This is a genomic window from Shewanella sp. cp20 (assembly GCF_000832025.1).
Lineage (GTDB): Bacteria > Pseudomonadota > Gammaproteobacteria > Enterobacterales > Shewanellaceae > Shewanella.
This window is the reverse complement of the sequence record NZ_JPII01000026.1, coordinates 144,083-158,307: the sequence shown is the minus strand read 5'-3', so window position 1 is coordinate 158,307 and position 14,225 is coordinate 144,083. Positions and strand designations below refer to the sequence as shown.

Below are 14,225 nucleotides of genomic sequence, written 5' to 3'. Positions count from 1 at the left end.
CCAAGCCACTATTTATCTAAGCCACTATTTATCTAAGCCACCGAGGCACAGGTATTTAATTTCCAGGTAATCGTCCAGGCCATACTTAGAGCCTTCGCGGCCGTTGCCCGACTGCTTCACCCCGCCAAAGGGCGCGGCGGCATTGGAGATGATCCCCTCGTTGACCCCGACCATGCCATACTCCAGCCCCTCGGCGATGCGGAAGATGCGGCCGATATCCCGGGCATAGAAGTAGGCTGCCAGGCCATACTCGGTATCGTTGGCCATGGCGAGCACCTCCTCTTCGCTGTCGAAGCCTATGATGGGCGTTACGGGGCCGAAGATCTCGTTGCGTGCCAGCGGCATCTCGTTGGTCACATTGGTGACGATCACCGGCGCCAGGAAGCTCTCACCCAGCTCACTCGGCTGTCCGCCGGTCACCAGGCTTGCGCCGCTTGCCAGAGTGTCATCCACCAGCTTGAGCACGTTTTGCACCGCATCTTTAGAGATCATGGGGCCGACGGTAACGCCATCGCCCAAGCCATCACCCACCTTGAGATTGGCCACGGCGGCGGTAAATTTCTCGGTAAAGGCCTGCTCGACCCCCTTCTGCACGAAGATACGGTTGGTGCAGACACAGGTTTGCCCGGCATTGCGATACTTTGAGATAAGCGCACCTTGCACCGCGGCATCGATGTCGGCATCGTCAAACACGATGAAGGGCGCGTTGCCCCCCAGCTCCATGGAGACCTTCTTCACACTGGTAGCGCACTGGGCCAGCAGTATCTTGCCCACGGCGGTAGAGCCGGTGAAGGTAAACTTGGCCACATCCGGATGCTGGGTCAGCACCTTGCCCATGCCCACGGCATCTTCGCCGACGACGATATTAAACACCCCGGCAGGGATACCGGCACGCTCGGCCAGCTCGGCCATCGCCAAGGCCGACAGCGGCGTTAATGGCGATGGGCGCGCCACGAAGGTACAACCGGCCGCTAGGGCAGCCGCCGCCTTACGGGCGATCATGGCGTTGGGAAAGTTCCAGGGGGTGATTGAGGCCACCACGCCCACCGGCTGTTTAATCACTAAGATGCGCTTGTCGTTGGCCGGCGCCGGAATGGTATCGCCATAGACACGCTTACCCTCCTCGGCAAACCAGTCGATGAAGGCGGCGCCGTAGGCGATCTCTCCCTTAGCCTCGGCCAGTGGTTTGCCCTGCTCAAGCGTCAGCAAGCGACCCAGATCTTCCTGATGCTTCATCATGAGATTGAACCACTTGCGCATCAAGGCGGCGCGCTCGTTGGCCGAACGCTTAGACCATTCGGGCAGGGCCTGCTTGGCGGCCAGGATAGCCGCCTGAGTATCCTCGAGACTGGCGTCGACCACCTGGGCGATCACCTCTTGGCTGGCGGGATTGACCACGTCGAAGCGGTTATCGCCCGCCGTCCATTTGCCATCTATATAAGAGGAAAGTTTGATTAACTGAGTGTCTCTAATTCCCTGCATAACAATTTCCTGTATGAATAGTCTGAATCGGAAGGGGAAAGCCTAAGCGCGCTAATTTCTCTATTGAATAGCAAAACCAACTCAGGTTAAATACCAAATATTCAACATAAAGTTTGAAGCATATAAAACTAATGAGCAAACAGTCCATCATCCCCAAGGCGATCACCGAATACGATCTGCGCTTGCTACGCATCTTTCGCACCGTGGTGGAGAACGGAGGCTTCGCCGCCGCAGAGAATGAACTTGGGGTCACCCGCTCCACCATCAGCGTGCATATGTCTAACCTGGAGAGCCGCATGAAGCTTAAGCTTTGCAGCCGGGGACGAGGCGGCTTTGCGCTTACCGAGGCGGGTCAGGCCGTGTATCACGCCTGTATCGAATTGTTCGATTCTCTCAATGATTTTTCGATGTTTGTGAACAACTTGGGTGAGGAGCTGATCGGCGAGCTGGTGATCCTCTGTGCCGATCAGCTGGATCATGGCATGCAGCAGAAGCTGGCCCAGGTGATCGCCTACATACACCAACGCCAGCCCCAGCTGCACCTCATCCTAGACGGCGAGGCGCTACATCAGATAGAGAAGTCACTACTACAGGACAAGGCCCACGTCGGCCTGTTGCCCAGTTATCAGCAGATCCAGGGACTCAACTATCAGACCATCTTCAGCGAGCCCATCTACCTGTGTTGTAGCGCCAAACATCCCTACTTCAACCTGAGCGACGAGGAGATCAGCGCCGAGATGCTGGCCAAGACCCCCTCTGTCCACCCTGGTGTCGATATCGATCCCGAGGGCCGAGAGCAGCTAAAACGCCTCAACCTGTCGGCCAAGGCATATCAGTTTGATACTCGTAAAACCTTAATCCTATCGGGTTGCTACATAGGATACCTGCCCCTGAGCTACATACAGGAAGAGCTGAAACAGCAGCAGATCAAGATCATTCATGGCGACGAGGCCTGCTACCAGTTCAACCTCTCCATGGTGGTCAAGCAGTCGGCGCGAGAGAGCGCCAAGGTGGAGCTGCTCACCCAGGCCTTCAATGAGGTATTTGGCAGTGAAATCTAGCCTAAAACTTCTCCAGCAACGACGCGTCAAAATCCTGGGGGCCAATATTGAGTCCGAGTGCAGCGATGCGCGCCTTGGTGGCATCGAGTTCCCTGTCGACCTGACTCAGGGTCAGGGTATTGTCATCCAGCAGATAGACCAGCTTCTGGCTACTGAAATAGAACACCAATATGGTGAGGGCGTCGATATCGCCTTGCTCCCCCGCCTGCCTGATCTTCTTTAGCTTGCGATAGATGCGGTTTTGCAGCGCCTTGAGGCGAGACACATAATAGATCTCGCGAAAGTAGTCTCTGTGCCTCTGCTGGTAGAGCCCCCAGGCGCAGATGGCGAACCCCAGCAGCACGCCGAGAAAGTTCAGGTGCAGGTTGCCGGTCGACTCGCCGCTACTCACCGCCTGATTGCCAAAGAAGGCAATCAACAACTGGCCACACAATAGGGATGACAGGGCCAGGCAGGCGATAAATACCGCGATCACCCGATTCAAATGCTGGCGATAACGCGCCTTGTCCACCTCGACTAACATCATTTTTAGATTTCCAATCCGTTTTAACCTAAGCCATATGAGGCGCAAGCCTAACATGATGCCAAGGACCTGTTTACCTTTGAGGTTTAATTCTTGGTCAATCTCAAAGCGTTTTGCTCAAGGCGTGAGCAAATAATCAAGGCGTGAGCAAAGGAAGCTTAGTAGCTATGTAAATTGCGAACAAAGAAATCCTCTGGAAGGATTTCTAACAGCCTCGCTGACCGTCTGCGGTGAAAGCGGGAGCCTTTCATAAAGAGCAAGGCGCCTTTAGATTCCCCCTTAGGGCAGCCCTTGTAGGCCACTTCTAAGGCGTTATCACCTGCGTCTGTAGAAAGGACGGGGCTCTGGATTTCCCTGATATACATGGCCTACAAACTGCAGCAAGAACAAACAGGAAAGGTCCGCCGGCCCTATCTAAGTAGCCGTTTTAACTGGATAAAAAAATTTGATCTCTGGCACTAAGCTAGGCAAGTTAACAACTTGTTACCTCAATATGTTAACAAGCCTGTCAGAGGATTTAACAGCAACCAAACATTTAGCAGTAAAAACATCTAGACGTCTAAATTGACAGACGTCTTTCGATCTCATATCCTCTCACCTATTGAGATGTGCCATTTCGCCATAGGCGAGATGTTCCAGCTAGGAGGGCAAGGGAAGAGCATCCAGTTTTAATGACACGTCTCCATAGAGATGTTTAGTGAGAAGAGAGAGCGTTTTGACAACACCAACACAAACCACGGCCCCCAAGGCTTCATTTATCGCCCTACTGCCATTATTCCTGTTTCTGGCCCTATTTATCGGCGCCGGCGTCTACTTTCAGAGTCAGGGCGTCGACTTTGCCTTCTATCAACTGCCCAGTGTGGTCGCCATCTTACCCGCCATCATACTGGCGATAGTGATCTCGAAAGAGAAGCTAAATCAAAGCATCGAGACCTTCATCGGCGGTATCGGCCATGCCAACATCATCGCCATGTGTCTCATCTACCTGCTGGCCGGTGCCTTTGCCTCGGTCGCCAAGGCGACAGGCGGTGTGGATGCCACTGTGGCGCTAGGGCTGTCGTTAGTGCCCTCTAACCTCTTGCTCCCAGGTTTCTTCGTGATCGCCGCCTTTATCGCCACCGCCATGGGCACCTCTATGGGCACCATAGCCGCGGTAGCCCCGATAGCGTTAGGCGTTGCCGAAGAGGCGCAGATCGAGCTGGCGCTGATGGCCGGCGCGGTGATATCCGGCGCCCTGTTTGGTGACAACCTGTCGATCATCTCAGACACCACCATAGCCGCGACCCGCACCCAGGGCTGTGAGATGAAAGACAAGTTTAGAGAGAACCTGATCTTCGCCATTCCCGCCTCGCTGATCACTCTGGTGGTGTTCACCCTGGCAGGACAGGGACAGGCCGAGGTGGCGCCTCAGCAGATCGATTTGCTCAAGGTCATCCCCTACCTCACTATCTTAGTGCTGGCGGTCGCCGGGCTGAATGTGTTCGTCGTGCTGACCGTGGGGATCTTGCTGGCTGGCATCACAGGCTTTGCCACCCTCGACTATGGCCTGATCCAGTTTGGTCAGGATATCTACACAGGTTTTAGCAACATGCAGGAGATCTTCATCCTCTCCATGCTGGTAGGCGGCCTGGCGGCCCTGATGCAGCAACAGGGTGGACTGGCATTTGTTAGCAAGCAGATAGAGAAGCTTATCGTTCGCTTCTCCAGCGCCAAGGGCGAGGCCTCGACCCGCGCCTCCGAGCTGGGCATGGCGGGCATAGTGGCCCTGACCAACACCTGTGTGGCCAACAATACCGTCTCTATCGTAGTGACCGGCGACATCGCCAAAGATCTGGCCGAGAAGCATGAAGTCACACCTAAGCGCGCCGCCAGTATCATGGATATCTTCTCCTGCATCATCCAGGGGCTTATCCCATACGGTGCTCAGGCACTGCTTATCGCCTCCACCTTCAGCATCAGCCCGCTACAGGCGGTTACCCACGCCTGGTACTGTATGATTCTCGCCATCGTGGCCATCGCCATCGTGGTACTGCGTAAGCGCCACTAAACTTAAATTCGTGCGCCCTATCCCTGGGTGCACGGATCAATTTGTGACATTCCTCACCATAGCAGTTCCACTATATGGGGGTTTTCACTTAAACTAATAGCATAGGGATATAATTGCGACGCAGTGAAGTAGGTTAAGCATTTACTGAAATAAACCAGGCGTCGAAACGAAAGGAGTACCACAAGATGGGCTCCTTTTTTATATTCAAAAAATAACAAAAAATGGCATCGCTATGGCCCTACACCAACCCATAAACTATGACCTGCAACGCATGGTGGTCTTCACCATTCAAGCCGGGGCGCTCATCTCTGCACTGGGCATCTCTATCTCCCTGTTCGCCAAATTTCAGGTGATGGGACTGGAGGCGTTAAACCATAGGCCCGATCTGCTGGGCAACTATGTCGACTCCCCCCTGGCCTATATCTTCAACATGGGACTTATCCTGGCGGGTTCCTGCATACTGCTGGCCATGTATGGCCTGCTACAACTCAAGCTGGGACACTTCGGCAACTATATCGCCTTCGCGGGTTTTGTGGTGGGAATAACCATCATCCTCATCGGCATTTACCCCATCAACTACCTCAAAGAGCACAGGCTGTTTTCCACCATCTTCCTGATCGCCACCATAGTCCTCTACTTCCTGACCCTCTCGGCCAGGGTTAATCATAAGGGCCTCTGCTCGACGCCGCTGTTTATCGTCAGCGGCCTCGGTCTGATAGCCGCCAGCAGCCTGGCCCTCATGGTGGATTGGGGCACCCTCGACTTCGCCCCCTGCAGCCACAAAGATGGCTCAATTTGCGGCGTCGCCGTGGCCATGTGGGCCCAGACCAATCTGGTGATGATCTGGTGCGTCACCCTGGCACTCACCATCAAGAAATTAGCCAAACACAGCTATCAGGATAACCTGATCAGCCAAGTCTCGGCCCAAGGCTAGGCGCACCAATGCGCCTAGCCCAGTACCTCGCCTTAACTGGCCTCTGCTCTCGGCGCGCCGCGTCGAGACTGATCCGCGACGGACGAGTCAGCCTGGGCGAGCGATTGGCCAATCACACTGATAGGGTCGAGCTTATCCAAACTCCTGCGGGCAAGCAGGCATCGCTTAACGTCTGCCTAGACAGTCAACCGCTACCACCCATTGCCGACAAGGCCTACTGGATACTCAACAAGGTGGTGGGCACAGACTGCCGCCTACTGGCGCAAGATCCAACCAGCCTGCTGCACCTGCTGCCAGCGCAGCCACGCCTCTACCCCGTGGGTCGCCTGGATAAGGACTCGAGGGGACTGCTGCTACTCACCAACGACGGCGAACTGGCCCAGAAGCTGATGCATCCAAGCTTCGCCCACCACAAGCGCTACCACGTCAGGCTAGATAGCCCCTTCGATGACCACTTCATTGACCAAATGGCGACAGGCGTCAGCTACAAGGATGTCACCACCCTGCCCAGCCGGGTGACACGCCTGGGGCCAGACAGCTTCGAAATCATCCTCACCCAGGGACTCAACCGCCAGATCCGCCGCATGAGCCAGGCGCTCGGTTATCACGTGATTGACCTTAAGCGCGTCGCCATCGAGTCACTGACCCTGGGCGAGCTTCCCGAGGGGGAGATGAGGGAGTTGACCGAGCAGGAGATTGCCATGCTTCGGCGGCAATCATCCTCAGGCTCTCTTACCTGAGCCCACAAATGCATTTGTGAGTCGCCTATACAAATAGGCTGTGGATTGTGTGATTTTTTATTTAGCGTCGGGCGATATTGAAGTTTAATTGGTATTTTAAAGTTATACCTTCATGGCTGTCTATCACCTGCGGTGAGCTTATGTGCAAACACGTTTTTGGCACGCTGTGAATATATCCCTATACGCTTCACGGCGGCGTCCATGCCGCCGAGAGCCAAAAACGTGTTTACACTGGATATCTAACGTTTCTTCGATTTGGCCACTTTTGATGACGCTTAGGGTAACCTTGTGAATGTTCAGGGGATTGCCAAACTCTACTCGCTAGACTGCGTATCTATACAGGTATAATGGGATTTTGCAAAAAGCGTCCCTTTCGCTTCCTACTATGTAATCTTGCAATTCTCGCTTTGTTTTTTGAAAATTCATAACCAATTGATTAAATCCAGTAAAAAACCAAGCATCAGCCATTTAATAGGGAGTAGTGGAGGTCTCGTTAAATGAAGTCTCGCTTTGTTTTGGTGCAGCTCACTTTCACCTTGTTATGTAATGCTGTTATTGATATAAATTTCAGATATTTAAAAAAGTTTGCCGCGATTTGCATTAGTAGAAAGTGATTTACATAGGCGGCATTCTCGCTAATAAGCGTTAAGCATTTTATGTAGTTAATCGATTAAAAGGAGCACTGTGTTGTCTGATCCTAGATATAGAAGTGATATCTCTAAGTTTCTTGTTCATTTAACGAGGAATACTAGAAATGTCTCTGCGGAAGATAATCTTATTAATATGCTTCAATCAAAGACAATAGAAGCACGAAACCATCACTGTCTTTTTAGCCCTAAGATTAACGCAATGGGTTTTACTCAGAAGTTAAGGAATGCATTTAAAACGGTATGTCTCACGGAAGCACCATTGAATCAAATATATAAATTAGCAGCTGAAGATTTCCCTCGAAGAATTAAACTTCAGCCACATGGTCTTGTTTTTTGGCGCGATGAGATGCTTAATTCAGGCGCTAACCCAGCGATATATCTTAATGCGGATGGAACCTCGTTAAGAGAGTATTTACTCAGTGAGTTTGACCGTCACTTCGAAGGAGTTAATTCTATGTCGAAGCTAAAGCAATATGAAGACAATTATAAAGAGATCGTACATTATTATTCTTTAGTCAATCTTATGAGTGGCAGGCATGATTTTTCTTGGGAGCGTGAGTGGCGACATAGTGGTGACTTTAAATTCAAATATAGTGATGTAGTTGCCATCGTGACTGAAAATCCAGAGAAATTTCTTAGGAAATGTGAAAAGCAGCTCTCTACTCGAAGGGTCAACTTCATAAAAAGAATTCCAATTATTTCCGCAGATTGGTCGTATGAAGATGTAGTGGAAGAAATGGCAATGAAAATATGGAAAAAAAATGCTTAACAAATCATTTAAGAGTGATTCGCAACGCGTGGCATTTTTAGTATGCGTTGCGTTAAGTGATTAAGGTGGTTTGCAGAGGTATCGGCGTTACGTTGCTCACACCTTAATGCGGCGTTAGCTTTACTTAGCATTCAATATTAACAATAAAAGGAAAAATCGTGAAAGAGAGAACAACAAAATACCTACAAGAGAAGTACCCAAGAGCTGTCGTTTTATCACAAGACTTTCCGCTGAAAAATCAATTTACTCAAGCTACCGAAAAAGTAATATACGGACATGTTGCTATAGACCCTGATACAGGGGTAAAACACAGGTTACTTGCTATTCCTGACTTGGGTAACCTTGGCGAAGTTGCATCCGTAGCTCAAAACTTGAAAGCTATATTCGATGTGTTCGCTGGTCTTTATATTGGTATGGGAAATAACCTCAACCCTACAGGAAGTTCTGTAGATTCTGTTACAATGCCATATGCACCTAAAATTTTACTATATACCAATGGTTTAAAGGTGCCGATACAGTCATTAATTTCCGAGTTTCAAAATATGGGACATCAAATAGACGTGGTAGATGAAAGTAGCATGTATCAAAGTATTTTTATTTCGTACGGCGGGCCAGATGAAGAGGCGGCAGGTACATTAAATAAAGCGCTGAAGAGCGTAGGAGTATCTACGTGGTTTTTCCCAGACGATTCCATTCCAGGACAAAAACTACATAGAATGATGCATGATGGTGTAAATAAACACGATAAAGTGCTCTTAGTTTGTTCTAAAGACTCACTAACGAGAAATGGCGTTCTGAATGAAATTGAAAGAGTTCTTGAACGTGAAGCAAAAGAGGGGGGATCAGATATTCTTATTCCAGTTACTCTAGATGATTACATCTTTACCGAGTGGAACCCTGAACGAACCGACATCGCTGATCAGATTAAAGCAAGGGTAATTATTAATGTTGACCCTGAGTCGGAAAATTACAAGCAAGATATTGATAAGTTAGTCAAAAGTCTTAAGTCATAAAGCTAACAAAGCATTTAAGAGTGATTCCCAACGCTTGGCATTGTTGGTGCCATCGTTGGGCTTTGTGTTTATGGTGGTATGGTTAAGTTTCGTGGTAGCGTTGCTCACACCTTAATGCGGCGTTATGCGTCTGCGAGCCCGTTCATATAATCAATTTGAACGGACTTCATTTTGCTTACTTTGTTTGAAATGCTTCTAAGGTGTGCATGGCAGAATAAACCATTGCACGTTCGTGTTCACTAATGAGCTCTAAATTTACTCGTTCAACTCTATTTATGAGGCAAAGGCAAACCGCAGCCTCAACTTCATTATTCGGGGTTATGTTCCCTTTCATTACCTCGGCAAGATAAGCTGCTAAAGAGATTAAAGAACTGTAGAATATTTTTACTTCTTGTTTTTTTGCTACTTCAAAACTTTCAGCAGGGACGGAGGCAACAACAGTATTGATAAAAGTTTGTTTACGTACTGATATATTTAGAAAACCATCGACCTCTTGGTCAAACTGAGCACCAATATCAGCCTGGACTTTAGCTGTGTATAATCTATTACCTATCGCATTAAACATCGAATGTTTCCTTAATATGGCATTCCACTGGAACGTCATGTTATAAAATTAAGTCTTAAAATCAAGTTGTTGTGTTGGTTAGTGTGGTTCATGTTGGAAATATTAAAGCCTTGCGAACAGTCGCATAACAAACTGTTCAAGAGGGATTCGCAACGCGTGGCATTTTCACTATGCGTTGATTTTAGTGATTAAGGTGGTATGCGGCTACTTTGGTATTGCGTTGCTCACTACTTAACGCGGCGTTAGGCGTAAAGGATAAATTTTGGATAGATTTACGATAGACGAGCTTGAGAGGCGGGTCGACGAGGTTCTTTTCTATAGGTGGGATCCTATCGGAATAAATGATTCACCTTCAGCTAGAGCTGAATATAGATCTTACGTTGCCCCTATCCTTGAGAAACTAAAAGAAGAAGATAAAGAATCCTTAATCTCAATGCTAAGTTACATTCAGGTTGACGCTATGGGGTTAGAGCCGGATTTAGGTTCTGTTAAAAGTATTGTTCAATTGCTTTTAGATCATAAAGACGCAATAGATAATGGCTACGCCTAGCAAATCAATCAACTACGCGCATTCTGCGCCGGAAGCAGCGAGGCAGCTCCGGTTATTGAGACGTTACTGATCAAAATCTCTAACGCGTTTCTGTCCGAAAGTGATTTGTTTTTGACTGACCGGATGATCCAACACGGCTAAATCGAAGAGATGGGAAACTCAGTGTAAACATGCTTTTGGCCTTCGAAATCAGGGATGATTTCGCAGAGCATCCATGGATGGACTTGCTGCGTGCCAAAAGAATGTTTGCACATGAGGTCGTTCCTTCACATCCATGTGATCACGACATTTGTGCCTCCTGCACTTCACCTGCCGCAGGCAATTCAAAAAAGTACCGGTTAACGCTAAAGCATGGCTAATTGAATTCAAATCACGTCAAGCCAATAGGCACATTTCAATACATCACGCAGAAACCATTAACACCAGAAAACAAAAAGGGCTTAGATTCTCATCTAAGCCCTTTAAATCTTAGCGCTAACTAGATACTAAAAGTATTTAACCTGCACCCCATTAATTCTTACTGGGTGCCAGCCTATCTCTAAATTACTTTAGGGTTAATTTAAGGGCTAGGAAAATGATACACAAGGTTCAGGTTGAAGCTGTCGCCTTGCAAACCGTAATTAACATTCCCGGTACTGAAGCTTTCATCGTAGATCCGCATCCATTCCAGCTCCAGTTGAACCCGGTTACCATTGCTGATAGATACACCTAAACCATAAATGATATCGTTGTCGTCTTCCGACAGCTCGGCGGCAGATGCCTTAGATTTGCCGTAACCCAAGAGGGCATAGGGCCTGAAATATTCGTTTAACGGCAAGATCCCTCTAACCAGTACGCTGAAATGGCTGTCTACAGAAAAACTAACGCCATAAATAGTTTCGTCAGAAACATTGCCATACCCCCTGGCTTCGAAGGCAAAATTCTCGTGCAGCTGGTAGCCAACAATAGCCCCCATCAAGGTATTATCTATACTCCCTGAACCAGACTCCATGCTTTCGAAATTCACATAATCGACATCCACATCGACGAAAGCTCCGCTGATCCCCAGGTACATATGTTGTACGTTGTCATGAGGATAAAGCTCGCCTGCACTGACATCATTTAAATAAAGTATGCCCAGGACAGGCACTAGTAACCATGATCTATTCATCATTCATCATCCTTAATTGGTTCTATGACAGGGGACATGACAATCCCACCGTTAGAAAATATAGACCAAGATGACAGTTTTGTGATGCCGGCCCTATGCTACAGGCTCGGCCGATAGCGGCCGCGCTTAGAGATCTATGTTAGCGCTACATCCCTGAATCCGTACGCATCAGATGTTTCGGCAGAGCCTACAGGATGACTCTCTATAAAATAAAGAATCGGCGTCTCACAAGCGTATCTGCACATGAGGTCGTTCCTTCACATCCATGTGATCACGACATTTGTGCTTCCTGCACTTCACCTGCCGCAGGCAATTGATAACAGTAACGGTTAACGCTAAAACAAGGGTAATGAATTTCAATTAAACACAAAGAAGTAAACACCAAAAAAATTACCCCCTTAACGCAAAAAAGGGCTTAGATTCTCATCTAAGCCCTTTTAATCTCAGCGCTAATCCGATGCTATAAGCATCAAACCTGCGCCTTCATTAATCGCAGTGATTAATGAACAATCTCCATTTCTGCCAACAGGTTATCGGCATGATCCAGATACTTCATCACCCATAGCATGTAACGGCTGTCTACCTGGATAGAGCGGTTGGTTTCGGTATCGTAACCCCAGTCGCCAATAATAGACTCATATACACCGTCAAACAGCAGACCGACCAGCTCGGCGCGGCCGTTGAGGGTTGGCGAACCTGAGTTGCCACCTGTGGTGTCCAGGGTCGACAGGAAGTTCACCGGCACTGAATCGATAGACTTCACATAGTAATCGCCATATTGCTTCTGCTTGATCAGCTCAAGCTGCTTCTTAGGTGCGTCGAATGGCACTTCACCCGTGTCTTTAGCCACTATGCCTTCAAGGCGAGTGAATGGCACGGCAACCAGACCATCTTGTGGCGAGTAGCCCTTAACATGGCCCACGGTGACACGTAGGCTAGAGTTCGCATCGGCATAAACCGGCTTACCCAGCTCCTTGTTGTAGGCGATGATGGCATCCATATACTGAGGACGCACCTTCATCAGCTTGCCGTATAGCTCCTTCTCTTTCTTTTCCTGAGCCATATCTGTGTCATACATGGCTACTGCAAACTTGATGAAAGGATCTTTAGAGGCCTTGAAGTCGGCTACCGACTTATCCATCCAGGCAAGACGGGTCGCCTTGTCGCCCAGCTCAGTCTTGGCGTACATCTTGTCTAGCACCTTGCTGAGTTTAGCCGCATCGAACTTCTTGCCGATACCAAAGGCCTTGTCCAACTCAGGGATGCGCTCTTCGCTCGGCAGCTGGGCATAACGGGTCAGCAGATCCAGCACCACGGCCTTGTCGACGCTTGGGGCATAACGACGGTCGATACGCTCGAGGCCAGACTTGAAGCGAGTCATGTCGCGCTCTTGGTAACCTGGCTCGCGGGCCATGTCGTCCAGTTGCTTCTCGTTCGCCAGACGGTAGAGCTTACGGGCAGTCGGCAACATGGTGGTGTAACCGATATAACCCAAGATGATGTCGCGGGCCTGATGCTCCTGGCTTTGTTTGATCAGCTTGTCCAACTCGGCCATGGTCTGGCCATACTTAGCCTGACGCTGGCTATCTTTGTTGATCCAGCTAGTGAGTGCCGCCTCACGCGCCTTACGATCGTCGAGCATGGTCGACTTGCCATAGAACTCGATCATCGAAGTGAAGTTCTTGGCATAGTTGGCCAGGCCGGCGATCAGGCTCTCGTACTTGATACGCTCGTCGCTACCCTCTGGGGCAGTTTCCTTGATGATCTCGATGAAGCGTTCACGCAGCATCTTGCCTTCTGGATATGCCCACTCGAACTGGTTTTCCACTTCGTTGGCGGTGCGATAACGGTTGGTGCGCCCCGGATAACCGGCAACCATCACGAAGTCGCCATCGCTGACGCCCTTGGCCGATACCTTAAGGAAGCTCTTTGGCTCGTAAGGCACATTGTCTTTGCTGAAATCGGCCGGCTTGCCGTCTTTAGAGACATAGCCGCGATAGAAAGAGAAGTCGCCGGTATGACGTGGCCACATCCAGTTATCGATGTCGCCGCCATACTTACCTACACTGGCTGCCGGGTTGTATACCAGACGTACGTCGCGGATCTCCAGCTGCTTCACCAGGTAATATTCAAGGCCGCCGTGGAAGCTGTAAACCTGACAGCGATAGCCGTCATCGGCCTCACACTGAGCAACCAACTGCTTCTCTTTGGCTTCGATGCCCTGATAGAAATCGTTACCTACCTTGTTTTCCAGCCCCTGCTTCACCTTGTCGGTCACATTGGTAACTTCCTCGGTGACATAGATGCGTGAGCCTGGGGTGGCTGGCAGCTCTTCGCCATAGTTCTTGGCCAGGAAGCCATCTTTTAGCAGATTCTTCTCAGGCGTCGAGTTGTATTGAATCGAGCCATAGGCACAGTGATGGTTAGTCACCACCAGGCCCTTTGGCGACACGAAAGACGCGGTACAGCCACCTAGGCTGATCACGGCGTTCATGGGGAATTCGGTGAGTTTAGAGATAGATTTGGCGTCGATTTCCAGCCCTTTGGCCTTCAGCTCATCAGCCATGGCAGGCAGTTGATAGGGCTGCCACATCCCTTCATCGGCTTGAACGCCGAAGGCAGCGGCAAGCGCCACTGACACGAGTAACTTTTTCATTTGCTAAGTCCGTTTTATCGTTATAAAAATTTTTATAATACCCAATGGGTTGTTAAAGCCTCAGTTGCTGGGCCTTAAAATCCCT

Annotated in this window: 12 protein-coding genes; 7 read left to right on the top strand and 5 right to left on the bottom strand. The window is 49.5% G+C overall.

Going from position 1 to position 14,225, the window contains the following annotated elements:
* Positions 1-24: 24 nt before the first annotated feature.
* Complete coding sequence (locus tag DB48_RS09500) at positions 25-1,482, bottom strand: NAD-dependent succinate-semialdehyde dehydrogenase (protein ID WP_041510044.1); 1,458 nt, start codon at positions 1,480-1,482, stop codon at positions 25-27.
* Between the two features lie 131 nt (positions 1,483-1,613).
* On the opposite strand from DB48_RS09500, the gene DB48_RS09495 reads away from it, so the two are divergent.
* A complete protein-coding gene (locus DB48_RS09495; RefSeq protein ID WP_041510043.1) occupies positions 1,614-2,543 on the top strand; it encodes a LysR family transcriptional regulator in 930 nt (309 codons plus the stop codon).
* Position 2,544: 1 nt separating this feature from the next.
* On the opposite strand, the gene DB48_RS09490 is transcribed toward DB48_RS09495, so the two are convergent.
* The gene (locus DB48_RS09490; RefSeq protein WP_041510042.1) at positions 2,545-3,069 is read right to left on the bottom strand and encodes a DUF3087 domain-containing protein; all 525 of its coding nucleotides are present in this window, start codon (positions 3,067-3,069) and stop codon (positions 2,545-2,547) included.
* Positions 3,070-3,781: 712 nt separating this feature from the next.
* Here DB48_RS09490 and DB48_RS09485 point away from each other — a divergent pair.
* The 5 genes from DB48_RS09485 to DB48_RS09465 all read left to right on the top strand — a co-directional run bounded on the left by DB48_RS09485 (position 3,782) and on the right by DB48_RS09465 (position 9,219).
* Positions 3,782-5,113, top strand: a complete 1,332-nt coding sequence (locus DB48_RS09485; RefSeq protein WP_041510041.1) for a Na+/H+ antiporter NhaC family protein — start codon at positions 3,782-3,784, stop codon at positions 5,111-5,113.
* Positions 5,114-5,345: 232 nt separating this feature from the next.
* The gene (locus DB48_RS09480) at positions 5,346-6,047 is read left to right on the top strand and encodes a DUF998 domain-containing protein (RefSeq protein ID WP_041510040.1); all 702 of its coding nucleotides are present in this window, start codon (positions 5,346-5,348) and stop codon (positions 6,045-6,047) included.
* An 8-nt stretch (positions 6,048-6,055) separates the two neighbouring features.
* Positions 6,056-6,787, top strand: coding sequence for a pseudouridine synthase (locus DB48_RS09475; protein WP_041510039.1), 732 nt, complete (start codon positions 6,056-6,058; stop codon positions 6,785-6,787).
* A gap of 687 nt (positions 6,788-7,474) precedes the next feature.
* Entirely contained in the window at positions 7,475-8,206 is a 732-nt protein-coding gene (locus DB48_RS09470; protein ID WP_152619127.1) for a hypothetical protein, read from the top strand.
* Positions 8,207-8,364: 158 nt separating this feature from the next.
* Positions 8,365-9,219, top strand: coding sequence for a toll/interleukin-1 receptor domain-containing protein (locus DB48_RS09465; RefSeq protein WP_041510037.1), 855 nt, complete (start codon positions 8,365-8,367; stop codon positions 9,217-9,219).
* 175 nt (positions 9,220-9,394) lie between these two features.
* On the opposite strand, the gene DB48_RS09460 is transcribed toward DB48_RS09465, so the two are convergent.
* Complete coding sequence (locus DB48_RS09460; RefSeq protein ID WP_041510036.1) at positions 9,395-9,784, bottom strand: hypothetical protein; 390 nt, start codon at positions 9,782-9,784, stop codon at positions 9,395-9,397.
* Positions 9,785-10,046: 262 nt separating this feature from the next.
* Between DB48_RS09460 and DB48_RS09455 the strand changes: the two genes are divergently transcribed.
* Entirely contained in the window at positions 10,047-10,334 is a 288-nt protein-coding gene (locus tag DB48_RS09455) for a hypothetical protein (RefSeq protein ID WP_052813734.1), read from the top strand.
* A 559-nt stretch (positions 10,335-10,893) separates the two neighbouring features.
* Here the strand turns inward: DB48_RS09455 and DB48_RS09450 are convergent.
* Both DB48_RS09450 and DB48_RS09445 read right to left on the bottom strand, forming a co-directional pair.
* On the bottom strand, positions 10,894-11,487 hold the full coding sequence (locus DB48_RS09450; RefSeq protein ID WP_052813733.1) for an outer membrane beta-barrel protein: 594 nt from the start codon (positions 11,485-11,487) through the stop codon (positions 10,894-10,896).
* A gap of 496 nt (positions 11,488-11,983) precedes the next feature.
* Positions 11,984-14,140 (bottom strand): S46 family peptidase, encoded by a 2,157-nt coding sequence (locus tag DB48_RS09445; RefSeq protein WP_041510034.1) that lies wholly within the window; start codon positions 14,138-14,140, stop codon positions 11,984-11,986.
* Positions 14,141-14,225: the final 85 nt, after the last annotated feature.

Bases quoted from the DNA above. Each gene is read 5' to 3' on its own strand.
- DB48_RS09500 (WP_041510044.1), bottom strand. From the start codon at position 1,482: ATGCAGGGAATTAGAGACACTCAGTTAATCAAACTTTCCTCTTATATA.
- DB48_RS09495 (WP_041510043.1), top strand. From the start codon at position 1,614: ATGAGCAAACAGTCCATCATCCCCAAGGCGATCACCGAATACGATCTG.
- DB48_RS09490 (WP_041510042.1), bottom strand. From the start codon at position 3,069: ATGATGTTAGTCGAGGTGGACAAGGCGCGTTATCGCCAGCATTTGAAT.
- DB48_RS09480 (WP_041510040.1), top strand. From the start codon at position 5,346: ATGGCCCTACACCAACCCATAAACTATGACCTGCAACGCATGGTGGTC.
- DB48_RS09475 (WP_041510039.1), top strand. From the start codon at position 6,056: ATGCGCCTAGCCCAGTACCTCGCCTTAACTGGCCTCTGCTCTCGGCGC.
- DB48_RS09460 (WP_041510036.1), bottom strand. From the start codon at position 9,784: ATGTTTAATGCGATAGGTAATAGATTATACACAGCTAAAGTCCAGGCT.
- DB48_RS09450 (WP_052813733.1), bottom strand. From the start codon at position 11,487: ATGATGAATAGATCATGGTTACTAGTGCCTGTCCTGGGCATACTTTAT.
- DB48_RS09445 (WP_041510034.1), bottom strand. From the start codon at position 14,140: ATGAAAAAGTTACTCGTGTCAGTGGCGCTTGCCGCTGCCTTCGGCGTT.